This window comes from Glacieibacterium frigidum, from assembly GCF_007097155.1.
Classification (GTDB): domain Bacteria; phylum Pseudomonadota; class Alphaproteobacteria; order Sphingomonadales; family Sphingomonadaceae; genus Glacieibacterium; species Glacieibacterium frigidum.
The window spans coordinates 794,421-818,146 of sequence record NZ_VJWA01000001.1 but is presented as its reverse complement, the minus strand read 5'-3'; the positions used below and the strand labels follow the sequence as shown (position 1 = coordinate 818,146).

Annotated in this window: 16 protein-coding genes; 9 read left to right on the top strand and 7 right to left on the bottom strand. The window is 67.3% G+C overall.

What is annotated here, in order from left to right; genetic code table 11:
• Positions 1-145 precede the first annotated feature (145 nt).
• Positions 146-1,312, top strand: a complete 1,167-nt coding sequence (locus FMM06_RS03910; protein WP_207790232.1) for a mandelate racemase/muconate lactonizing enzyme family protein — start codon at positions 146-148, stop codon at positions 1,310-1,312.
• A 4-nt stretch (positions 1,313-1,316) separates the two neighbouring features.
• Here FMM06_RS03910 and FMM06_RS03905 read toward each other — a convergent pair whose 3' ends face one another.
• From FMM06_RS03905 to manD, 4 genes are all read right to left on the bottom strand, one after another.
• On the bottom strand, positions 1,317-2,876 hold the full coding sequence (locus FMM06_RS03905; RefSeq protein WP_143554873.1) for a sodium/sugar symporter: 1,560 nt from the start codon (positions 2,874-2,876) through the stop codon (positions 1,317-1,319).
• An 86-nt stretch (positions 2,877-2,962) separates the two neighbouring features.
• Entirely contained in the window at positions 2,963-3,679 is a 717-nt protein-coding gene (locus FMM06_RS03900; protein WP_143554872.1) for an SDR family NAD(P)-dependent oxidoreductase, read from the bottom strand.
• Positions 3,676-4,770: a fumarylacetoacetate hydrolase family protein gene (locus tag FMM06_RS03895; RefSeq protein ID WP_144237073.1), complete on the bottom strand. Its 1,095-nt coding sequence runs from the start codon at positions 4,768-4,770 to the stop codon at positions 3,676-3,678. Before FMM06_RS03895 ends, FMM06_RS03900 begins: the two co-directional genes overlap by 4 nt.
• Before the next feature lie 5 nt (positions 4,771-4,775).
• Positions 4,776-5,984, bottom strand: a complete 1,209-nt coding sequence (manD, locus tag FMM06_RS03890; RefSeq protein ID WP_144237072.1) for a D-mannonate dehydratase ManD — start codon at positions 5,982-5,984, stop codon at positions 4,776-4,778.
• A gap of 228 nt (positions 5,985-6,212) precedes the next feature.
• Here manD and FMM06_RS03885 point away from each other — a divergent pair, with 228 nt between their 5' ends.
• The 7 genes from FMM06_RS03885 to FMM06_RS03855 all read left to right on the top strand — a co-directional run bounded on the left by FMM06_RS03885 (position 6,213) and on the right by FMM06_RS03855 (position 14,201).
• Positions 6,213-7,502, top strand: coding sequence for an MFS transporter (locus FMM06_RS03885; RefSeq protein WP_143554871.1), 1,290 nt, complete (start codon positions 6,213-6,215; stop codon positions 7,500-7,502).
• 95 nt (positions 7,503-7,597) lie between these two features.
• Positions 7,598-8,152, top strand: coding sequence for a gluconate 2-dehydrogenase subunit 3 family protein (locus tag FMM06_RS03880; RefSeq protein WP_185965023.1), 555 nt, complete (start codon positions 7,598-7,600; stop codon positions 8,150-8,152).
• On the top strand, positions 8,152-9,855 hold the full coding sequence (locus FMM06_RS03875; RefSeq protein WP_143554869.1) for a GMC family oxidoreductase: 1,704 nt from the start codon (positions 8,152-8,154) through the stop codon (positions 9,853-9,855). The genes FMM06_RS03880 and FMM06_RS03875 overlap by 1 nt, the downstream gene beginning before the upstream one ends.
• A complete protein-coding gene (locus FMM06_RS03870; RefSeq protein ID WP_143554868.1) occupies positions 9,855-10,688 on the top strand; it encodes a sugar phosphate isomerase/epimerase family protein in 834 nt (277 codons plus the stop codon). Before FMM06_RS03875 ends, FMM06_RS03870 begins: the two co-directional genes overlap by 1 nt.
• Before the next feature lie 25 nt (positions 10,689-10,713).
• Complete coding sequence (locus tag FMM06_RS03865) at positions 10,714-11,853, top strand: Gfo/Idh/MocA family protein (protein ID WP_144237071.1); 1,140 nt, start codon at positions 10,714-10,716, stop codon at positions 11,851-11,853.
• Between the two features lie 3 nt (positions 11,854-11,856).
• The gene (locus FMM06_RS03860) at positions 11,857-13,155 is read left to right on the top strand and encodes an MFS transporter (RefSeq protein ID WP_143554867.1); all 1,299 of its coding nucleotides are present in this window, start codon (positions 11,857-11,859) and stop codon (positions 13,153-13,155) included.
• Complete coding sequence (locus FMM06_RS03855) at positions 13,155-14,201, top strand: sugar phosphate isomerase/epimerase family protein (RefSeq protein WP_143554866.1); 1,047 nt, start codon at positions 13,155-13,157, stop codon at positions 14,199-14,201. Before FMM06_RS03860 ends, FMM06_RS03855 begins: the two co-directional genes overlap by 1 nt.
• Here the strand turns inward: FMM06_RS03855 and FMM06_RS03850 are convergent.
• On the bottom strand, positions 14,198-15,574 hold the full coding sequence (locus tag FMM06_RS03850) for a polysaccharide pyruvyl transferase family protein (RefSeq protein ID WP_143554865.1): 1,377 nt from the start codon (positions 15,572-15,574) through the stop codon (positions 14,198-14,200). The genes FMM06_RS03855 and FMM06_RS03850 overlap by 4 nt on opposite strands.
• A gap of 182 nt (positions 15,575-15,756) precedes the next feature.
• Here FMM06_RS03850 and uidA point away from each other — a divergent pair, with 182 nt between their 5' ends.
• Entirely contained in the window at positions 15,757-17,691 is a 1,935-nt protein-coding gene (gene uidA / locus FMM06_RS03845; protein WP_235889058.1) for a beta-glucuronidase, read from the top strand.
• Positions 17,692-17,743: 52 nt separating this feature from the next.
• On the opposite strand, the gene FMM06_RS03840 is transcribed toward uidA, so the two are convergent.
• Together FMM06_RS03840 and FMM06_RS03835 are read right to left on the bottom strand one after the other, a co-directional pair.
• Positions 17,744-20,860 (bottom strand): TonB-dependent receptor, encoded by a 3,117-nt coding sequence (locus FMM06_RS03840; RefSeq protein WP_143554863.1) that lies wholly within the window; start codon positions 20,858-20,860, stop codon positions 17,744-17,746.
• A 442-nt stretch (positions 20,861-21,302) separates the two neighbouring features.
• The gene (locus FMM06_RS03835) at positions 21,303-23,585 is read right to left on the bottom strand and encodes a GH36-type glycosyl hydrolase domain-containing protein (protein ID WP_143554862.1); all 2,283 of its coding nucleotides are present in this window, start codon (positions 23,583-23,585) and stop codon (positions 21,303-21,305) included.
• Positions 23,586-23,726: the final 141 nt, after the last annotated feature.

Here is a 23,726-nt window from a genome sequence, read left to right as displayed (position 1 = left end):
AATATCGCCTGCAGGCGCTTACCGCTTCTTACAACTTTGCCCGTTTCGCTGACAAGTTGACAGAATTGGTGCAACCCCCGAAGGCTAGCGAACGCAGGTTACAGGGGCGCGAGCGGTGCGGATCACGAGCATAACGCCTTATCTGATGGCAGCGGGTGCACCAAGCGAGACCGCCTGGTCGGCGGGCGGGATCAGCAGCGGCGGGTCGCGCCACTGGTGCTTCGTGCGGATCGAGACCGACGCAGGGATCAGCGGCGTCGGCGAGGGCAGCGGCTGGCCGCGGATGGTCGCCGCGGGCATCGCCGACCTCGCGACGGTCCTGATCGGCGAGGACCCGCGCAACATCGACCGGCTGTGGCACCGCATGTTCGTCTCGCAGATGGGGCACGGCCAGACGGGCACGCCGGGATCGGGCGCAATGGCCGCGATCGACATGGCGCTGTGGGACATCACCGCCAAGTCGCTGGGCGTGCCGGTGTGGCAGTTGCTCGGCGGCAAGTTCCGCGACCGGGTGCGCTGCTACGTCCATGCCAGCTCGACCGAGCTGGCAGTCGCGGCGGTCGCCGAAGGGTACGGCGCACTGAAGGCCGGCAACATCCGCACCGCCGTCGACAAGGTCGCGGCGCTGCGCGAGGCCGTTGGGCGCGACATCGACATCGCCGTCGACCTGCACGGGCCGCCATGGCTGAATGCTCCGGACGCGATTGCGATCGCGCGCGCGCTCGAACCTTACGACCTGCTGTTCCTGGAAGAAGCGCTGGCGCCCGAGGATCTGGCGGGGCTCAGGCGGCTGCGGTCCGCGACCGACCTGCCGCTCGCGGCGGGAGAACGCTCGGCGCTGCTGTGGGGCTACCGTCAGCTGATCGGCGAGGGCCTCGTCGACATCGTCCAGCCCGACATGGGGCGCGTCGGCATCAGCCAGATGCGCAAGATCGCGGTGCTGGCGGAGGCCAATTTCGTCAGCGTCGCGCCGCATTCGGGGACGCTCGGGCCGATTGCCGAATATGCCGCGATCCACCTGCTCGCGGCGATCCCCAACGCGCTGATCCACGAGCGCTTCCGCACCGACTGGGAAGGCCGCGCGCGCGTCATCACCCAGCCGCTGGAGATCGTCGACGGCCATATGGTCGTTCCCGACCGACCGGGGCTGGGTGTCGATATCGTCCTCGACGAGATCGCCAAGCATCCGCCCGACACCAACATCGCCGCGCACACGGAGAAATATCTGTCGGCCTATGAGGACGGCACGTGCGGCGAGGCGCTGTACTTCCAGCCGCGCCGCCACCGCGCGCGACTGCGCCGGGACGGCTGAGCGCCTACCACCAAGTCGCGTACAGCGCGATCAGGATCAGGATAACGCCGACGGCACCGATGTTGAACCCGCGCGATGTCGCGTAGTCGACATCGGTGCTGATCATGTTCCGGCTCGCAGCCGCAGGACGCAGCAGCGACACCACGACCGCGACGACGAGCGCGATCACGAACACGACCCCCATCCGGTTGATGAACGGAAAGTCGGGCCAGACCTGCTTGATCACCAGCGACATGACGAACGACCCGATCGCGGCGCCGAGCGCTCCCGCCTCGCTGGCGCTCTTCCAGAACAGCCCGAGCATGAAGATCACGAAGATTCCGGGGGTGAAGAAGCCGGTATATTCCTGAATGAACTGAAACGCCTGGTCGAAGCTGCCGAGCAGCGGTCGCGCGGTCAGGATGGCGAGCAGGGTTGCGACGACCGCGGCGATGCGGCCGACCTTCACGAGGTGCCGCTCGCTGTGCACCTTGCCGCGCTGGTTGTAGAGATCGAGCGTGAAGATCGTCGCGATCGAGTTCACCTTCGACGCGGTCGAGGCGATGACCGCGGCGATCAGCGCCGCGAAGACCAGCCCGAGCAGGCCGGTCGGCAGCAGGCGCATCATCGTCGGATAGGCCTCGTCGGGCCGCGCCAGGCCGGGCGCGAGCACCACCGCGGCGATGCCCGGCAGGACGATGATGACGGGCATCAGCAGCTTGAGGTATGCCGCGAAGACGATGCCCTTCTGCGCTTCCTTGAGCGACTTCGCCGCGAGCGCGCGCTGAATGATATACTGGTTGAAACCCCAATAGCTGAGGTTGACGATCCACATGCCGCCGACCAGCACGGCGATGCCGGGCAGATCCTTGTAATAGGGGTTATCGGGCGTCAGGATCATGTCGAACTTTTCGGGCACCCGCCGCGTCAGCTCGACGAAGCCGCCGAGAATGCCGCTGTCGCCGCCGATCTGGCTGAGCGTCAGGCCCGAGACGATCAGCCCGCCGAACACCAGCAGCGTGACCTGCACGATGTCGGTCAACGCCACCGCCTTCAGCCCGCCGCGGATCTGGTACAGTAGCGCGAACAGGCCGAGGCCGATCAGAGCGATATCCTGGTCGACGCCCGCCACCTGATGCACTGCGATCGACCCCAGCCAGATGATCGAGGTCAGGTTGACGAAGACGTAGAGGCCCAGCCAGAACACCGCCATCAGCGTGCGGATCGACGGGCCGTACCGCTGTTCGAGGAACTGCGGCATCGAGTAGATTTCGTTCTTCAGGAAGATCGGCAGGAAATACTTGCCGACGATGATCAGCGAGATCGCCGCCATCCACTCGTACGACGCGATTGCCAGGCCCAGCGCATAGCCCGACCCCGACATGCCGACGATCTGCTCGGCGGAGATGTTCGCCGCGATCAGCGACGCGCCGACCGCCCACCACGGCAGCGACTTCGACGCTAGGAAATAATCCCCGGTGTCCTTCTTCTCGCCGCCCCTGTCGCGCGACACCCACTGGGCGAGGCCGAAGATGCCGATCGCATAGGCGACGACCACAATGATATCGAGTGTCGCCAGCCCCACGTCGCTCTCCCCCGCCGGCCTGCCTCGCAGGTCCGTCGCCCCGTTCTAACAACTTGCAGGGCGCGGGCGCAATGGGTCTTACAACTTCAGCTCCAGCCGGCGTCCACGACATAGCTGTGCGCGGTGCACATCGCGGCGTCGTCGCTGCACAGGAACAGTACCATCGCCGCGACGTGGTGCGGGTCGACGCGCGCCTTCAGGCACTGCGCCGCGATCATCGCGGCTTCGACCTCGGGATTGTGCCACAGCGCGATCTGGCGCGGCGTGCGGACCCCGCCGGGCACGACGCAAGTGACGCGGATGCCATCGGTGCCGAGGTCGCGCGCGAGCGCCCGCGTCAGCCCCTCGATGCCGGCCTTGGCGGTCTCGTAGATCGGGATGTCGGGGATCGCGAGCCGCCAGGAGATCGAGCCGATATTGACGATCGCCCCGCGCCCGGCCGCCTTCATCCCCGGCGCGACGGCCTGCGCGCAGAAGAAATGATGCTTCAGATTGACCGCGATCCGGTTGTCGAAATAGGCCGACGTGACCTCGGCGATATCGTGCCGGTCGTCGTTCGCGGCATTGTTGACCAGTGCGTCGACCGGCCCGATCGCCGCGAAGGCCGCCGCGATCGCGTCGGTGTCGGTCAGGTCGCAGCGCATAAACGTGGCCGCATCGGGCGTTCGCGTGTCGGCAAGATCGAGATAGGTGACGCGCGACCCCTGCGCCACGAAGGCGTCGACGATCGCCGCGCCGATCCCCGAGCCGCCGCCGGTCACGACGACACTGCGCCCGGCCAGGCTGGGATAGACCGCGCTCACATCAATCCCCGTCCAGCCAGATTGCGCATCAGCGCGCCGACCCCGAACGTCCAGGGCGGCGCCGCGTCGCAGGTCGTCACGCGATTTTCGAGGCAACCGAGGCGCGGCGACGAGACGCGCACCACGTCGCCGACCTTGTGCGTGAACCCCTGGCCCGGCGTGTCGCGGTCCTGTGTCGGCGCGAACATCGTGCCCATGAACAGCACGAAACCGTCGGGATAGCGGTGGTGCCTGCCGATCGTCTGCGCGACGAGGTCGAGCGGGTCGCGACCGATCAGCGCCATCGAGCTATGGCCTTCGAGGCGGAAGCCTTCCACGCCTTCGATCTCCAGCCGCACCTCGGCCGCGCGCACATCGTCGATGGTGAAACGCTCGTCGAACAGCCGCACGAACGGCCCGAGCGCGCACGACGCGTTGTTGTCCTTCGCCTTGCCGAGCAGCAGCGCGCTGCGCCCCTCGAAATCGCGCAGGTTGACGTCGTTGCCCAGCGTTGCGCCGATCGCCCGGCCCTGATGATCACAGACCAGCACGATCTCCGGTTCGGGGTTGTTCCACGACGAATCGGCGCGGATGCCGACCTCGGCGCCGTGCCCGACCGCGGCGAGGACCGGGCATTTGGTGAACACCTCTGCATCCGGCCCGATCGCGACCTCCAGATACTGCGACCACATATCGTCGGCGATCAGCGCCGCCTTGAGCGAGGCGGCGGTCTCCGACCCCGGCTTGACCGACGCGATGTCGCTGCCGATGCGCGCCGCCAGGCCGGCCCGGATCACCTCGGCCTGCCCCGCGTCGCCGCGGGCGCGCTCCTCGATGACGCGTTCGAGCGCCGAGACCGCGAAGGTCACCCCCGCCGCCTTGACGCACTGCAGGTCGATCGGCGTGAGCAGCGGTAGCTCGAGCGTGTCGAGCGCCACCCCGCCGTCGAGCGGGTCACCCTCCCCGTAGCGCGCCGCAAGCTCGGCGACCGTCGGCGCGACGCGCGCCATGTCGTACGCGACGCCGCCGCGAACCAGCACCGGGCTCGGCCCCTCGGGCGTCGCCATGCGGCCGAGCAGCAGCGCGTCGCGCCAGTCGCCGGGCAGGTGCATCGGGCTCACCAGTTCCACATCGTGCCGTCTTCGAGGCGCGCCACCGGCAGCTGCCGCGGCTCGTACGGGTATTTCGCCGCCAGCGCCTCGTCGATATCGACCCCGTGTCCGGGCGCGTCGCCGGGGTGGAGGAGACCGTCGGCGAACCAGTAGTGGTGCGGGAAGACTGCGTCGGTCTCGGGCGTGTGCCGCATATATTCCTGGATGCCGAAGTTGGGCACCCACACGTCGAAGTTGAGCGCCGCGCCCATCGTCACCGGAGACAGGTCGGTGGCGCCGTGGCTGCCCATCCGCACCTGCCAGAGCGCCGCGAAGTCGGCGACGCGGCGCAGATGGGTGATGCCGCCCGACCCGACGATCGTCATCCTCAGATAATCGATCAGCTGGTTCTGGATCAGGTCCTTCGCGTCCCACAGCGTGTTGAAGATCTCGCCGACCGCCAGCGGCGTCGTCGTGTGCTGGCGGATCAGGCGGAACGCCTCCTGGTTCTCCGCCGGGGTCGGATCCTCCAGCCAGAACAGCCTGTGCGGCTCGAGCGCCTTGCCGAGCTGCGCCGCCTCGATCGGCGTCATGCGGTGGTGGCCGTCGTGGAGCAGGTGGAGGTCGGTCCCATGCGCATCGCGCAGCGCGTCGAACAGCTTCGGGACGTGGTTCAGATATTTGTGCGTCGACCACGTCGTCTCGGTCGGCAGCGTGGCGTCGGCAGGCTCGTAATGCAGCTCGCCGCGCCCGACCCCGTACGCCAGCGCCATCCCCGGCACGCCGGTCTGCGCGCGCACCGCCTTGTAGCCGAGGTCGACATAGCGTGCGACCGCATCGACGGTCTGGGCGATGTCGGCGCCGTTGGCATGGCCATAGACCATCGCCGCCTCCCGCGACTTGCCGCCGAGCAGGTCGGAGATCGGCACGCCGAGCGCCTTGCCCTTGATGTCCCACAGCGCGACATCGACTGCCGCGATGGCGCGCATCGTCACCGGCCCGCGCCGCCAATAGGCGCCGCGATAGAGGAACTGCCAGATATCCTCGATGGCGCGCGCGTCGCGTCCGATCAGGACGGGGATGACGTGCTCCTCGAGATACGCGACCACCGCCTTTTCGCGCCCGTTCAGCGTCGCGTCGCCGATCCCGTAGATACCCTGGTCGGTCTCGATCTTCAGCGTGACGAAGTTGCGACCCGGGCAGGTGACGATGACGCGCGCCGACCTGATGCGCAGCGCCGGCAGGCCGGGCGTCGCCACCCGTTCGTCGATACGGGCCGCAGCCAATGTCATCTCGATCCCCTCGGACACGCTCGTCGTTGACGCACGCAAAAACGCGCCTTGTCCAGACTCCGGCCATCCTAGGCAGTTGCCTGACTAATGCGCAAGCGAGTTGTAAAGACTTGTCCGGCAGTTTAGACGTGGACTGATCGGGCGAAGACCTGTGGCTGGGGAGGCACGAGAATGAACGACGCGACCGCAGCGCCGCCCGCCGCGCCGGCCGATCGCATTCCGGCCAAGGCGTGGGCGATCCTCGTGCTGCTGTCTCTCGAGAGCATCATCGCGATCATCGACCGGCAGAATATCTCGGCGCTGAAGACGACGCTGAAATCGGTCTTCTCGATGACCGATACCGATTATTCCTATGTCGTCAACGCGTTCCTGATCCCCTACGCGATCTTCTACCTGATCTGCGGGCACCTCGTCGACAAATACGGGTCGCGGCGGACCCTGTCGGTGTTCGTCATCATCTGGTCGAGCGCGACGATTGCCTGCGGCTTCGCGAAGTCGCTGCCCGAGCTGATCGCCTATCGCGCGATCATCGGCGCGGCGGAGGCTGGGCTGTTGCCGGCGTCGTTGTTCGCGCTGGTGCGCTGGTTTCCGAAGGCGAAGATGGGCACGGTCGGGTCGCTGCGCAGCGCGCTCCAGTCGGTCGGCCCGATCGTCTGCATGCCGGTCGTGGTCTACATCACGCTGACCTACAGCTGGCACTACGCCTTCCTGGTGCCCGGCGTCATCGGCCTCGCCTTCGGCGTGATCTGGTTCCTCGCCGACACCAATCCCCCGACCTACCGCGACGCGCAGGCGGTGCCTGAGACCAAGCCGAAGCTGACCGCGATCTTCCGCAACAAGATGCTGTGGGGGATCCTGCTCGCGCGGCTGATCTCCGACCCGCTGTGGTTCTTCATCTCCTACTGGCAGGCGGGCTATCTGCAGGAGGAGCTCGGCCTCAGCCTCGCCGATCTCGGGCGGTTGCTGTGGATCCCGCCGCTGGTCGCGTCGCTGGCGATGATCGTCGTCGGGCTGTTCTCCGACCGGCTGGTGGCGCGCGCCGGTCTATCGGGGGCTGCGAGCCGCATCCGCATCATGCAAGGGGCCGCCCTGCTGGCGCCGCTGGTCGTGGTCATCCCGTTCGTGCGCGACTTGACGACGGTGATGGTGCTGCTGACCACCGCCTATTTCATGAGCTATCTGTGGCTCGTTCTCGCCAATATCCTCGTCACCGACATGTTCCGTGGCCAGGGCATGGGGGCCGCCGTCGGGGTGGTGAACATGTGCGGCACGGTCGGCGCGTCGATCTTCACCAACTATGTCGGCGGCGCGCTCGATACCGTCGGCTATGTGCCTGTCTTCATTGTGCTCGCCTGCCTTCACCCGATCGCCGCGGTGATCCTCCAGATCGCCTATCGCAGGACCCATCTGGCGGGCCGGGGCGCCGATCTGTCACTCGCTGCGGCACCGCTGGCGCGTTGACAGCGGATGATGAGCGTGGGAGTTGTCATACCGAAATTAAAAGGCGGTCTTACCGCTTTCCGGGGAGATCGACTTGCATGAGTGGTGACGCGGCCTTGACTAGCAGGACCGGATTCTGCCGGCGCGACGTCTTCCACGGGCTGCTGGCGTTCGCCGCCGCGACGGTGCTGCCGCAACGCGCCTGGGCGGCGGCCGCAGCCGGTTCGTTCGTCTCCCCCGGGCAGACAGCGTTTCTCGCTGCGTTCGTCGACACCCTGATCCCCGCCACCGATACCCCGGGAGCGAAGGCGGCGGGCGTCCATCTCGGCCTCGTCGGCCTGCTCGGGCGCTGGGCGTCGGCAAAGACGCGCGCCGGGCTGCTTGTCGCGATCGCCGCGCTGCAGGCCGATCTCGACCGCCGCGCCGGGGCGCCGTTCGCGACCGCCAGGCCGGCCGCTCGCCTCGCCGCGCTGTCGGCGCTCGATGCCGAAGCCTTCGCGTCGCCGCGCCCGGCAGGCTTGAAGGATTACCGGACGCTCAAGTCGCTCGCGGTCCGCCTCTATTACACGTCAGAGATCGGCGCGTCGCAGGAGCTCCGCTACGACCCGCTGCCCGAAGGTTATACCGGTAACCTGCCCTTCAAGCCCGGCGACCGCGCGTGGGCGCTGTGATGCCGGTCGATTTCGACGCAATCGTCGTCGGCTCCGGCATCACCGGGGGCTATGCGGCTAAGGAATTGACCGAGCGCGGCCTGAAGGTCCTCGTGCTCGAGCGTGGGCCCACGATCGACCCCGCGACCGACTACAGCGATATGGTCGATCCGTGGGACCACCCCGACGTCAACATGATCCCGGAAGACGAGATCGCCGCGAAATACCCGTATTATTCGACCGTCGCGTACGCGATGTTCAATTCGAACAAGTCGTTCTGGGCGAACGAGGCCGACCACCCTTACGAGACCGTCAACCCTGATCGCTTCCGCTGGGTACGCGGCTATCATGTCGGCGGCCGCTCGCTGATGTGGGGGCGCGCCAGCTACCGCTGGTGCGAGGATGATTTCGAGGCGAACAAGCGCGACGGCCACGGCGTCGACTGGCCGGTGCGCTATGCCGACATCGCGCCGTGGTACGACAAGGTCGAGACCTTCGTCGGCATCGCCGGCGACCGCGACGGCCTCGCCAACCTTCCCGACGGCAAGTTCCTGCCCGGCTTTGCGATGAACGTCGCCGAGAAGGTCGTGAAGGCGAAGGTCGAGGCGGCATTCCCGACCCGCAACCTCGTGATCGGCCGCGGCGCCAACCTCAGCCAGCCGACCGAGGAGCATCTCGCAGCAGGCCGCGGCCAGTGCCAGGCGCGGTCGCTGTGTTCGCGCGGCTGCAGCTTCGGCGCCTATTTCTCGTCGCTGTCGTCCACCCTGCCGGCCGCCGAGCGCACGGGACGCATGACGCTCAAGACCAACGCCATAGTCCACTCTATCGAGGTCGACCCCAGGACCGGCCGCGCGACCGGCGTGCGCGTCATCGATGCCGTGACCAGGGCCGCGACCGTGTACCGGGCGCGCATCGTGTTCCTCAACGCCTCGACGATCGGCAGCGCGGTCATCCTGCTCAACTCGCGCGATGCGGCCAATCCGAACGGCCTCGCCAATCGCAGCGACCAAGTCGGTCGCAACCTGATGGACCACATCATCGGCGGCAACGTGAGCGGCACCCTGCCCGGCATGCTCGACGTCTACGACCGCGGCCGCCGGCCCATCCCGGTCTATGTCCCGCGCTATGGGAATTTCAGCGAGAAGGACAAGCCCTACCTGCGCGGCTTTGGTTATCAGGCGGGCGCCGGCCGCAGCAGCTGGAATGCCGGCGCGGCAGGCGTCGGCAAGGCCCTCAAGCTTGCCAACCGCACGCCGGGGCCGTGGCAGATGGGCTTCCTGCCGTTTGGCGAGATGCTGCCGCGCGCCGACAACCGCGTGACGCTCAGCACCACCAAGCGCGACAAATGGGGCATCCCGCTGCCCGTCATCGACTGCAAATGGGGCGACAACGAGCGGCTGCTGATCGTCGAGGCGACCAAGGACGCGCAGGCGATGCTGCGCGCCGCCGGTGCGACCGACATTACCCCCGCCGAGACGGCGATTGCGCAGACCCGCGTTCCCGGGGAGGGCATCCACGAGATGGGCACCATCCGCATGGGTCGCGATTCCGCGACCTCGGTGCTCAACGGCTGGAACCAGGCGCACGACATTCCCAACCTGTTCGTTACCGATGGTGCGGCGATGGCCTCGTCGTCGACGCAGAACCCGTCGCTGACCTATATGGCGTTCACCGCCCGCGCGGCGCATCATGCCGCCGACCTGCTCAAGGAAGGACAGCTGTGATGCTGGCACGGCGCACGCTTCTCAGCGGCATGGCGGGGGCGGCGGCGGTCGCGATGGGTGGTCCGGCGGTTGCCGCGCAGCGCCTCAAGCGCTTCGGCATCCAGCTCTATACACTGCGCGAAGTCGCCAAGACCGACCCGCTCGGCACGCTGCGTCGCCTGAAGGCGCTGGGCTATAGCGAGATCGAACTCGGCGGCCCGCCCTATTCGGCGATGGACCCCAAGGTGCTGCGCGCCGAGCTGATCCGCATCGGCCTGACCGCGCCGTCGATGCACGTTCAGATGGCCGACCTCGAAGCCGATGCGGCGAAGGTCTTCGCACAGGCCAAGACGCTCGGCTGCGATTATGCGGTGCTCCCCTATATCGGCGAGGACCGCCGTTCGACGCTCGCCCAGTGCCAGGCCTTCGCCAGGCAGCTCACGGGCTTCGGCGCGGCGGCGAAGGCCGCGGGTGTCACCTTCGCCTATCACAATCACGCCTTCGAATTTGCCGCCATCGAGGGCAGGCGCCCCTTCGACATCTTTTTCGACGAGAGCGACCCCGCGCTCGTCAAGATCGAGCTCGACCTGTTTTGGACGGTCAAGGGCGGCGGCGACATCGCGGCGATCATCGCCAAATATCCCGGCCGTATCCCGCTGTGCCACGTCAAGGACATGTCCGCCGACGGCAAGATGGTTGCGGTCGGCGCGGGCACGATCGATTTCGCGGCGATCTTCGCGAAGTCGCGGCAGGCGGGCCTCGTCCATTATTTCGTCGAGCACGACCAGCCGCCGCCGCCCTATTGGCCGACGGTCGAGGCGTCGGCGGTGCACCTGAAGAAGCTGCGGTTCTAGGGCCGTGCCGCCGATCCGCTACGCAATGGCCGGTGGCGGCGAAGGCGCGTTCATCGGCGCGGTGCACCGCATGGCGGCGCGTCTCGACGGCGAGTGGACGCTGGTCGCCGGGGCGTTCAGCGCGGACGCCGCGCGCAATGAGCGCAGCGGTGCGAGCCTCGGCCTCGACCCGGCGCGGACCTACGCGCGCTTCGACGAGATGATCGCTGCCGAGGCCGCGCTGCCGCTGGAACAGCGGATGCAGGCGCTGGTCATCGCGACGCCGAACCATCTGCACCGGCCGATGGCGATCGCGGCGCTCGAGGCGGGGATCGCGGTGCTGTCAGACAAGCCGATGGCGCTCGACCTGCGCGAGGCACTCGACATCGCCGCTGCCGCGGCTCGGTCGGGCGCGGCGTACGGGGTGACCTACACCTATGCCGGCTATCCGATGGTCGCCGAGATGCGCGCGCGCATCGCCGGCGGCGACTTCGGCGCGGTGAGGCAGGTCGCGGTCGAGTACCGCCAGGGCTGGCTGAGCACGCCCGCCGACGCGGACGGCAACAAGCAGGCCGAATGGCGCACCGACCCCGCGCGGGCGGGCCAGGGTGGCGCGCTCGGCGACATTGGCACCCATGCCTTCCACCTCGCCGAGCATGTCACGGGCCTGCGCGTCGAGACCCTGTGCGCCGACCTTACGGCGCATGTGCCCGGACGGCGGCTCGACGACGATGCCTCGGTGCTGCTGCGCTTTGCCGGCGGCGCGCGCGGCACGCTGACCGCGACCCAGATCGCCGCGGGCGAGGAAAACGGCCTGCGCCTGCGCGTCGCATGCGAGCGCGCCACGATCGAGTGGCGGCACGACGACGCCAACAGTCTGACCATCCGCTGGCTCGACCGGCCGCTCGAAGTTGTCCGGACAGGCGGGCCCGGCGTCTCGGCCGAGGCATCCGCTCTGACCCGCACTCCTGCAGGCCACCCCGAGGGCTATATCGAGGCCTTCGCCAATCTTTATCGCGGCTTCGCGGCTGCGCTGCGAGGCGACGCGGCCGCCTGGTATCCGGGTATCGACGACGGCGTGCGCGGCATGGCGTTCGTCGCAACCGTGGTCGCGAACGCACGCGGCACCGAAAAATGGACCGCCATCGACGATGTGATCGCGGCGGCGGAACGGGCGAGGGGATAGGCCATGGCAGCTGCATCACTGCATCGGGGGCGGCTGTTCTGGCTGTCGGTGCTCGCGCTGTTCACCGCAGCGATGAGCGCCTCGCTGCGCGCCGCGACGGCGAGCGGCATCAAGGCGCAGTGGATCGACCCCGTCGCCGCCGCCGACGCGGGCCGCCTGATCGGCGAGGCGCTGGGGGCGTCGTTCCTGGGCTTCGCGGTCACCCTGTTCATCACCAGCGCCCTGCTCGACATGATCGGCACGAAGCGCATGCTGCTGGCGTGCGGCGCGTGCTTCATCGTCGGCACGCTGACCATCCTGCTCGCCGGACGCATGGCGAACGGTGCCGACATCCACGGCGTCGTCTGGCTGGGCATGCTGATCTGCGGGATCGGCTGGGGGCTCGCGGAATCGGCGATCAACCCGCTGACCGCGCAGCTGTACCCCGAGGACACGACGCACCGCCTCAACATGCTCCACGCCTGGTGGCCCGCCGGGCTGATCGTCGGCGGCCTCGCGGGCTATTTCTTGGCCGACGCGCTGACGTGGCAGGCGATCCTGGGCCTGACGCTGACCCCGGCGGTGCTCGTCATCGTCATCGCGCTCGGTACCAAATTCCCGCCGCCGATGCGCGCGGAAACCGGTGTCACCTTCGGCGAGATGATGACCGAGGTGTTCCGCCGCCCGTCGTTCCTGATCTGGTTCGGCGCGATGTTCCTGACCGCCGCGTCGGAGCTCGCGCCCGGGCAATGGGTCGACGTCGCGCTGACCCACAAGGTCGGCATGCGCGGGATCCTGCTGCTCGTCTATGTCAGCGCGCTGATGTTCGTACTGCGCCATTTCGCCGGCAAGCTCGCGCATACCCTGTCGAACCCCGGGCTGCTGTGGGTGTCGAGCCTGCTCGCTGCCATTGGCCTGTTCATGCTGTCGCGCGCCGACTCGCCCGTCACCGCGATGCTCGCCGCGACGGTGTGGGGTGCCGGAGTCTGCGTGATGTGGCCGACGATGCTGGCGTCGGTCGCCGAACGCTACCCGCGCGGCGGGTCGTGGATGATGGGGCTGGTCGGCTCGGCGGGCGCGCTGTCGATCTACTTCGTGCTGCCGCGTCTCGGCGCGATCTACGACGCCGCGAAGATCGACCTCGCCGGGGGCGCTGATGCGCTCGCGGGCCTGCAGGGCGCGGCCCTCGCGCAGGTCGAGAGCGACGCCGCCGCGCGCAGCTTCGAATTCGTTGCCGTCCTGCCGCTGATCCTTCTCGTCGTGTTCGGCGTCGTCTGGCTGATGGAACGTCGCAAGCCCGCCGCCACGATCGGAGCAAATTGATGCGCGGACCCGCGATCTTCCTCGCCCAGTTCATGTCGGACGAGGCGCCGTTCGACACGCTCGCGTCGGCGACGCGCTGGATGGCCGACGCGGGCTATGTCGGCGTCCAGATCCCGAGCTGGGACGCGCGTTGCATCGACCTCGCGCGCGCTGCCGACAGCCAGGACTATTGCGACGAGATCGCCGGCATCTGCGCCGAGAACGGCGTCGCGATCACCGAACTGTCCACGCACCTCCAGGGCCAGCTCGTCGCGGTCCACCCCGCCTATGACGCGGCGTTCGACGGGTTCGCGCCCGAGGCGCTACGCGGCAAGCCCGTCGAGCGCCAGGCTTGGGCGGTCGAGCAGGTCAAGCTGGCGGCGAAGGCCAGCCGCCGCCTGGGCCTGACCGCGCACGCGACCTTCTCGGGCGCGCTGCTCTGGCCGTTCCTCTACCCCTGGCCGCAGCGCCCCGCGGGGCTGGTCGAGGAGGGCTTCGCCGAACTTGGCAAGCGCTGGCGGCCGATCCTCGATGCGTTCGAGGATGCGGGCGTCGACCTGTGCTACGAGATCCACCCGGGCGAAGACCTGCACGACGGGGTCAGTTACGAGCGTTTCCTGGGCGCCGTCGGCGGCCATGCCCGCGCCAGGATCCTCTACGATCCCAGCCATTTCGTGCTGCAGGCGCTCGACTATCTGAGTTTCATCGACATCTACCACGAGCGCATCGGCATGTTTCACGTCAAGGACGCCGAGTTCAACCCGACCGGCCGCTCGGGCGTCTATGGGGGTTTTCAGGACTGGATCGACCGGCCCGGCCGCTTCCGCTCGCTCGGCGACGGACATGTCGACTTCACCGGCATCTTCTCGCGTTTCGCGCAGTACGGCTACGACGGCTGGGCGGTCCTCGAGTGGGAATGCTGCCTCAAGCACCCCGAGGACGGCGCCCGCGAAGGCGCCCCGTTCATCGCCTCGCACATGATCCGCCGCGCCACCCGCGCCTTCGACGACTTCGCGGGCGGCAGCGACCCAGCACTCAACCGCGCGCTGCTGGGGCTGAAGCCCTAGCGCAGCCCCAGCGTCCGCCGCAGCGTCAGCATGCCGGCGCGGTGCCGCGTCTCGACCTGTGTCATCGCCCGCGCCAGCTTGCGCCGCGCGGCGGCGGGCTCGCGCACGATGCCCATCACCGCGCGCGACACGTCGGCACCGCTCGCACGGCCCACGTCGCGGATATGCCAGTCGCCGAGCCCGATGTCGGTGAACATGTCGCTCTTGAACGAGTCCTCGGGCTGGTGAACCATGACGAACGGGGTGCCGGCGGCGGCCGCCAGGATCGGCGAGTGGTTCTCGATGCTGACCACGACCGTCGCCCGCGCGAACAGCGACGCCGCCATGTCGGGCAGCCAGTAGCGGTCCATGGTCACGACCTTCGCCGCGACGTCGGGCGGCAGACCGTCCTTGAGCAGCGCATCGAGCTGGCCGACGACCTGCACCGTCTCGGGCACGATCGCGACATGGTGCCCGGTGGCGCGGACATAGTCGACGATCGCGGCCTGCAGCTTGCTGTGATCGGCGCGCGTGTAGAGCGCGTTGTAGACGGCGCGGGAATTGCCCTGCCGCGTCGGCGTCGTGTACGGGGTCCAGCGGTAGCGCGGCACGAAGCAGGCGAAGCGGCCCGCCGTCAGCCCCTGCGCCTGCATCCACGCCAGCGCCGCGGCGTCGTCGCGGGCGGTGAAGGCGAAGGTCGTGTCCGGCACGAACGCGGGTCTTGACCGCATGCCGGGCAGCGACACGGCCACGCGGTTGATCGCCTCGTTGACCGGCGTCGCCGGATCGTCGGCCTGCGCGCCTCCCGGCCCGTCGACGTCCTGTCCCGCCAAGACGCGCAACGACGTCCATTCGCGAGTGAACACGAAGTTCGCCTGCTGCAGGGCTTCGCGATCCGCCGATCCTGCCTCGAAGTAGGTGAAGTTGAAAGGGTCGGTGGTGATGCCGAACATGCCGGTCGGCTGGCCCGTCCGGCGCCGGAAGGCGTTGAGCGCCGCCGCTTCGAGCACCCCTGCGCCCGACCCGATGACCATGATGTCGGCGCTCGCCACCGCGGCCTCCAGCGCCGGATTGTCGCCGCGACCCTGTGCGTCGACTTTGCCGGTGACCAGCCCCATGTCGGGCATGATGCGCCGATGGATGCGCCCCGCATCGACCGTGCCGTCGTCGAACCCGGCGGCCTTCGCCAGGTCGCCGCGAAACACCAAGTCGTTGTTCGCCCACAGGGTCACGCGGGCTTCGGGGACGTAGCGTTTGAGCAGCGCCAGCGCTCCGGGGACATGGCCAATGTCGCCGATGTTGTTGAGGTTCCAGCCGTTCCGCCACAGGATGTGCGGCCGGCGCGGTTGCCCGAATGCAGGCACCGCCCCGAGCAGTCCGCCCGCCGCCAGCATCGTTAGAAGGTCACGTCGAGTGGCTGGAACGGGTCCGTCGGAAGCTGCATCCGGCGCAAGTGAGCGGGTCATTCGATCAACCTACACGGCGCTGCATGTTCAATCCAGTCTTACCAATCTGAGTTTGACGGGATATGAGTCATACCAGAAACCGCGCGAATGGCGCTGGCATCCCGGGGGCAATGATGGACACACACGACGCTCTGCCGACACTCCGCGAGCGTGTAGCGAACAACGCCGTCAGCCGCCGCAGCGCCTTCACCCTGCTCGGCGGTGCCGCGGTCGCGACCTCCCTGCCCTTCGTGGCCCCTGCCCGCGCGGCGCAGCCGGGCACCCGCCGCGCCAGCGGCGGCCTGCTCTACCCGCACGAGAGCGTCACGCGCACGACACGCGAGATCGGCGGCGTCTGGCGGTTCCGCACCGATCCGTCCGACATCGGCGAGCGCGAGGGCTGGGAAAACGGGCTGGCGCAGTTCCGCCTGATCCCGGTGCCCGCCAGCTGGAACGAAATCTTCGACGACGTTCGCAACTATACCGGAACCGCCTGGTACGAGACCTACCTGAACGTCGCGCGGTCGCTGAAGGGCCAGCGGATCGTCCTGCGCTTCGGCTCGGTGCAGTACGCAGCCAAGGTCTGGCTCAACGGCAAGGCGGTCGGCGGGCATGTCGGCGGGCATCTACCGTTCGTCATCGACATCACCGACGCCGTCTTGTTCGACGGACCAAATCGCCTGACCGTGCAGGTCGAGAACAAGCTCCTGCTGGAGCGCTCGCCCGCGGTGCCCGATACCGGCCGCTTCGCCATGACGGTGACGCACTATCCGCAGACCACTTACGACTTCTTCCCCTTCACCGGCATCCATCGCCCGGTCCTGCTGTGCACGATGCCCGAGGTCTGCGTCGACGATATCACCGTGGTCACGACGCTTAGCGGGCGGGTGACGATCGACGTCGCCACGAGCACGACATGGACCGGCAAGGCCAAGGTTTCGGCAGGCGGCAGCACCGCGACCATCGCGATCCGCGACGGCAGGGGCAGCGGCAGCCTGAGCATCGCCAACCCCCGCCTGTGGAGCCCCGAGGACCCGCACCTTTACACGCTGTCGGTCCGCCTCGAGGACCCCGCCCTGCTCGACGAATACCGGATGAAGATCGGCGTGCGCACTGTCGCCGTCGATGGCGACCGGCTGCTGCTCAACGGCAAGCCGGTGTTCCTGCGCGGCTTCGGCAAGCATGAGGATTTTCCGGTCCACGGCCGCGGCCTCGACGTTGCGTCGATCGTCCGCGACTTCGAGCTGATGAAATGGCTAGGCGCGAACAGCTTCCGGACCTCGCACTACCCGTATAGCGACGAAGCGATGATGCTCGCCGACGAGCTCGGCTTCCTCGTCATCGACGAGAGTTCGGGCGTCAGCCTGGTGTTCGCCGACCCGCCCGCGACGATCGAGGCGCGCCGCCTGCGCCTCGAGGACGAGATGCGCGCGCTGGTGTCGCGCGACAAGAACCACCCGTGCGTCATCCTGTGGTCGGTCGCCAACGAACCGCAGACCAAGCCCTTCAACACCCACAACGTGGAGACGCCCGGCGCGGTCGAGGCCGGCGTGCGCTTCTTCAAGTCGGTGATCGGCCTGACGCGAACGCTCGATCCGACCCGCCCGGTCACCCTGGTCGGCCATGACTATGGCCCCGACGAATGGCTCGAGCTGGGCGACGTCATCTGCGCGAACAAGTACGGCGGCTGGTATTATCTGGTCGGGCAGCTCGACAAGGCGCGCGGGGCGCTGGTGGGTGCCATCAACGACATCCGCAAACGCATGCCGGGCAAGCCGGTCATCATCACCGAATTCGGCGCCGACGCCGTCGCCGGTATGCATGCCCAGCCCGCCGAGATGTGGAGCGAGGAATATCAGTCCGAGATGATCGAGATGTACATCGAGGTCGCGAAGACCTTCCCCTTCATCGTCGGCACCCACCCCTGGGCCTTCGCCGACTTCCGCACCTCGCAGAGCGTCACCCGCGTCGGCGCGCTGAACCACAAGGGCGTCTTCACCCGCGACCGCCGCCCGAAACTCGCCGCGCACACGCTGCGCCGCCTGTGGAAGACAGCAGGCCGCTGACACGCAAACGGGGGCAGCGAGACCCGCATGTCCCGCTGCCCCCGCCCCCCGGTCAGAAGCTGCCGCGGATACCCGCGGTGATGATCCGGCCGTTCTGCGTCGCGCCCTCGACGCGCGACTGCTCGTCGCCGTAGAGCCCGTAGACGTTGCGGAAGAAGTCGTAGGTCTTGGTGTTGGTGATGTTCACCGCGTCGACGCGCACTTCGAGCCACTTGGCGAAGCGGTACGAAACCGTCGCGTCGAGATAGCCGCGCGCATTGTTGATGCGCTGGAACCCGATATCAGTCACGCTGCCCTGACCGACCGTCGCGACCTCGCTCTTGTGGTTATAGGTCACGCGCGTCGCGAACTTGCCCTTCTCGTAATAGGCACCGAGCTGATAAGTCGTGTCGGGCACGTCGTTCAGGTCGAGGACGAGGTTCTGCAGGAGCCTGTTACGCGAAGCCAATGCCGAATTGCAGGTGACTGCATCACCAACGCGTGACGGGAAAATCCGGCACAGCCCCTGCGTGTTGACCCGGGTAAAGCTGGCGAACGCGCCAAGGCCGTCGAATGGTGCCGGCAGGAACTTGAACTGCTGCGTGTACGCGATCTCGATGCCGTTGAGCGTGTAGCGGTCGAGGTTGATCGGCGTCCGCACCTCGACAGGCGTCGTCGGGTCGGCCGCCAGCTGGGCCTGGATGTTCGCTGTGAAGATCCCGGCCGGGATGCCCAACTCGTTGAACGGGATGAACTCGGTCGAGGTGTTGGCACGCCCGGTGATCGTCTTCTTGTAATAGGCGACACTCAGGATGCCACCCGGCGCAAAGTACCATTCCAGGCTGCCGTCGAGGCTCTTCGAATATTCGGGCTGGAGATCGGGATTGCCCGCGGTGAGCAGAAGGTTGCCTGCGCCGCCTGCCGGCAGCGAGATGCTCGCCGCAATATTCTGGATCGCCGCGCGCGTGAAGGTCTTGCCGATAGCGGCGCGCGCGATCAGGTTCTTGGTCAGGTCATAGGTGATGGTCGCCGATGGCAGCCACGCGGTATACTTGCCCTTGCGGTTATTCGGGACGAACGCGGCGCCAACGAGCACGTTGTTGTCGATGTCCGACTTGGTGTCGACATAGCGCACGCCGGCGTTCGCCCGCACCCGGCGGCCAAAGACCTCAAAGATAAAGTCGGACTGAATGAAGGCCGCCTTGATCGTCTCCGTCGCCCGATACGTGCTGCCGAGATTGAACGGCGCGGCGCGGTTGGCATTGACCGCATCGAGCGTGTCGTAGGCAAAGTCCGGGGTGAAGGCGAGGAACTCCTGCGGCAGCGTCGTCGGAGCACCCGGCACGAAGTCGCGCGTGCTCAAGGGCTTCAGGAAGCTGGTGATATAGGCGTTGCGCTGCGCAAGGGTCGCCGTCGCATAGGGCCCGACACCGGGGATCGTGATGCTGTTGTAGAGGTTGTTCGTGGCGCGGTTCTCGAGAATCTTGGTGTTCTCGTTGTAGCTGAAGCCCGTCTTCAGGTGCCCATCGACCCCGAACAGGCCATAGTCCCAATCCACGACGAGACGCCCCGACTTGAGCCGGTCTTCCTCCTCGCGGTAGCTGCCCGAATAGCCGGGTCCGCCCGTGACCGTGCCGTTGGCCGCCGTGGTACCGTTGGCAAAGTACGTCGCGGGATCGAGCAGGTTGGCCGTCGTGGTGATCGTCGGGAAAACCGGGTCAGTCGTGTCGATCGTGATGGTCTGGCGCGCCTGGCGCGAGTCCATGCTGAGGCCGACATCGTTGCGCCGCCCCCGGCTCTGACTGAGAGCCAGCTGGCCTGACACCTTCAGCGAGTTGGTTGCCTTATAGGCGATGTTGAAAGCGCCATATTTGTACTTGGTCTTCGCCTCGTTGAAGCCGGAGTTCGAGAAGAACTGAACGTTCCCGAGCGTGCCCTGCAGGTTGTTGTTGGCATCGACAGTCACGTTCAGCGGGATCAGCGCCAGCTGATTGGTCGCGTTGGCGGGCGTGCCGTTGACCGAGTCGCGGATCGGCCAGCGAATGTCGGCATTTCGGTTCTCGTCGCTGACGACCGAATAAAGCCCGTCGAGGCTGATATCGAGGCTGTCGTTCTTGAATTGCAGCGCACCGGACGAGCCGAAGCGCTCGCGCTCGTTCCTGCCGACGCCGACGATGAAGAAGCGGGGCAGGATGGCGTTGCGAACCTGCTGCTGCGTCAACCCGTTGAGATTAATCCCCGGTGCAGCGAAGTTATAATTGTAGGTGTTGCCGATGTTGTAGGGGAAGTTGAGAGGCTCGGGGGCACCCGCGCCGGCGATCGGGCTCGGGATGGCACCAGCGGCGCGGTCGGCGGCGTTGGTCGTCGATGCCGAATAGGTGCCCGTCGACTGGAAGCCTGCACGACCGTTGGTGGTCCGCGCCCCCGCTGCCGCGATCAAAATGCCGAAGTTGCCCTTGCGCCAGCTGACCAGCGCGTTGCCGCGCGGGTTGTTGCTGCCCGACTGCGAGTTGTTGTTCACCGACGCCGCATAGCGCGCGGTGAATTCCTGCTTCTGGTCGAACGGCCGCGGCGTGCGCAGATCGATGACGCCGGCGATGCCACCCTCGGTCAGCTCGGCAAGCGGTGCCTTGTAGACGTCGGCGCGACCGAACAGCTCGGACGGGAACACGTCGTAGTTGAAGTTGCGCGAGGCGTTGCCGATACCGCCGCCCGACGTCGTGTAGACCGCCGAGCCGTTGAACGTGGTCACGGTGAAGGTGCTGGGCAGGCCACGCAGCTGGATGGTCGACCCTTCGTTGCTGTTACCGTCGCGCAGCAGCTCGACGCCGGGAATGCGTTGCAGCGCCTCGGCGATGTTCGCTTCGGGAAACTTGCCGATGTCCTCGGCGACGATCGAGTCGCGGATCGTGATCGCGTCGCGCTTGAGGCCGATGGCCGCCTCGAGGCTGGCGCGGAACCCGGTGACGACGATCGTCTCGGCGTCTTCCTCGACCGCGGCGTCAGCGACGGCAGTTGTCTCCGCCGCCGATGCCGGCGCGCTCATGGTATCCGACGGGCTGACCGTGGGGGCGGCGGACGGCTTGGCCGGTTCGGGCTGGGCCGGAACCGTCTGCGCATACAGCGTCGCCGGCAGGCAGGTGCCCGCTGCCGCCGCACAGAGCAGCATCGCCTTGAATTTTCCCGCCATCGGATACCCCCCAGAGCTTATTTTCTTCGTTGGTATTACAACTATCGACAAGTCTGACCCGAATCAACACGGGTCCGACCTTTTTTTCGAGCCTTCAAACGATACCCAGCGAGGCGTTGCATCATTGCACCGTCAGTCATTTATATGTTAAAATCGAGTGGGTTATAGATCTCATTGGTGTGGGTAGGCGCCTCTTCTGGTCGCGTCCCGTCAGCGTCGGATTGCTCGAACGCCAAAGCGATACGTGCCGGCACCTCCAGTTTTGCCCGATATGTCGAACAACTTTGCGTCGGCCATGGCTGTGCGCCGCGGCCTGACCTCGATCTTTCACATTCGCACTGGCGCCAGATCAGTCGGGCAAGCGCCGCTGGCGGAACCGGGAACATCTAGACCGGCCAGGACAGGACGCTCCGGGGGCGCGAGCCTCTATGGGTCAGACCGGTCACTTCATGACGCGGTGGTAATTGTAGAGCGGCCATGAGTGGACGTGCGAGCAATAGCCCATGCTCTGCTGGCGGAAGGTGCCGCGCCAGTAGTTGAGCAGCCCCTCGCGCTCGCTCAGCGTCGACTGCACGCAGTCGAAGTGCGTCCAGCGGCCCATCCAGTAATCCGGATAGACGCGCGCGAAGTTGGCGAAGCTCATGCGGTGCAGCAGGCGGCGCGCCTCCGCCTTGTCGAAGGTGGCAACGCCGCGCACCATCTGATGCTCGAGCGCGAACCAGATGCCGCCGTCCTCGCCCTCGCCCTTGCCGCCGAAGATCGGCCGCTCGCGGATGCGGAAGCCGATTGGATCGAGCGTCGCCGCCTTGACGCGGTCGTAGATCGCCCGCTTGCGTGCCTCGGCGAGGTCGGGGACCTGCAGCAGGAAGCCCTGCGGCTCAAGGCAGACGATATCGAGGCCATAGCTCGGCTTGCCCTCGTTGAGATAGGCGCGCGCGCTGAAGTCGCGCGTCCCCAGGTCCTTGAAATAGGCGGTGGTCAGCGCAGCATGATAGGCTTCGAGTGCCGCGACGAAGTCGTCGATGTCGGTGCGCCTGGCCGCCTTCAGCGCGGTGATCAGCGCCGGCATCACCGCCAGCGCCATCGCGGAGTTCAGGTGCGACTCCGCCGCATGCATCAGGATGTTCGGCGAGTATTTGTGGAAGAACGAGTCGCTCCAGTCGGAGTTGAGGATGCGGATCAGGCCGTGCGGCCCCAGCCCGACCTCGTCACGCAGATAGACGAAATGCTTCTGCAGCAGCGTGAGCACGCTGAACCGCGCCGTCCCGTCGGGCGGATAGGCGGGCAGCAGGTCGTCGAGGAACGCGTGATCGCCGGTGATGCGCAGATACTCGGCGAGCGCCATGAACAGGTACAGCTGCTCGTCGCTCTCCTTGTAGATGCTCGGCGAGACATAGCCGATGCCGCCGGTGCCACGCTTGATCTCGCCGTTCGTCGTCGTCTGGCGGAGCACGTGGCGCAGCGACGAGCGGGCGAGCGCGGGGTTGGTGTAGCAGAGCGGCAGTAGCGCCTGCAGATTGTCGCGGTTGGAGATATTCTCTCCGTCCTCATAGGCATAGACGACGCCCTGCGGCACGAAGGTCTCGTCGAAATACGCGCTGTGCGTCGCCATCGCCTCAAGCGCATGGGCGTGCCACGTCATCTCGGTGCGAAACACGGGATCGGGCTCGCGGGCATAGTCGGGCAGGTGGCGGCGCCAGGCGGCAGCGAACAGGCCCTCGTCGAGGCGCGCCGGGTCGACCCCTGACAAAAGTTCGCGGGCGGTCGCTGCGGCGTCGGCGAGCGAGCCTTGCGTCAGGCCGACGACGAGGTGGAAGGTGACGCTGCCCCGCGCCGGGATCATGCCCGTGAAACGCGCGACGAGCTGGGCGTCGGTCGACCCCGACATATCGGCGGATACACCCGCGGCGGGCTGGGCCGCCATGAAGACGCTCGCAGGGCTGACGTCGTGCATCACCGCGTCCGTCGGCGCGGCGGGCGGGGTGAACTGCAGGGCCTCGAACCGCGTCCGGGCCAGGGCCACCGTACCGTCGTGGGATGTCGTCGACGGATAATGTGCGGTCCGCTCGGCCATCGGCAGCCGCTGCTGACTGGCCGTGACGTAGTGATTGCGGATGGTTTCTTCATAATCGAAGTCGCGCGCGAAGCCCGAGCGGTTGTAGAGCGTGATCGAGACGACGAACGCCGGCACACCGCCGCCGACCGACGCGGAGGGCGCCATCGACACGACGCGGCGCACCGACACGTCGCGCACCGGGCGGTAGGCGTAGCGCGCGAACCCGCAGCCGAAGTGGCGGGCAGTCGCGGGGTCGGCCGCCAGCGACGCGAGGCCGATCAGGTTGTGGGTCGCGCCGTCGACGCGCAGCCGGGCGGCGTTCACGCCGTAGTTGATCGTGTCCGCAGCATTGACCCGCGCCCAGACGCGCTCCCCTGTCATGATCTGCATGATGCCGCTGACGTGGGTGAATACAGTGATGCGGTGGTTACCGATCAGGAATGCGGGATCCGGGGCCTCCTCGGCGTCCTTGCCATTGCGGGTCTTCGCGGCTGCCGGCAGCGCGCCGGTGTAGCTGTAGGACGGCAGGCCATCGCGCGAAGTCGCCCACGACCCGAGCCCAGGCGCGGCCGGCGCAGCCCAGGTCGGAAGGGCCGGCGCGGCGATGGCTGCGGAGAGGGCCATGACACTGCGCCGGTCCCAGCCCTCCGATACATCCGCTCTCATCATCGCCCCCCGTTCGGCTATTTGTAAAGTTGTCATACCCGATTGCGGTGAGGATGAAACCGGGTTTCGCTCGCAGGTGCCGGGAGGGTAGGAACGCCGCGGCTGCAGCAAGTCGCATGTTTTGCCGCCATCACGCAGCTAGTC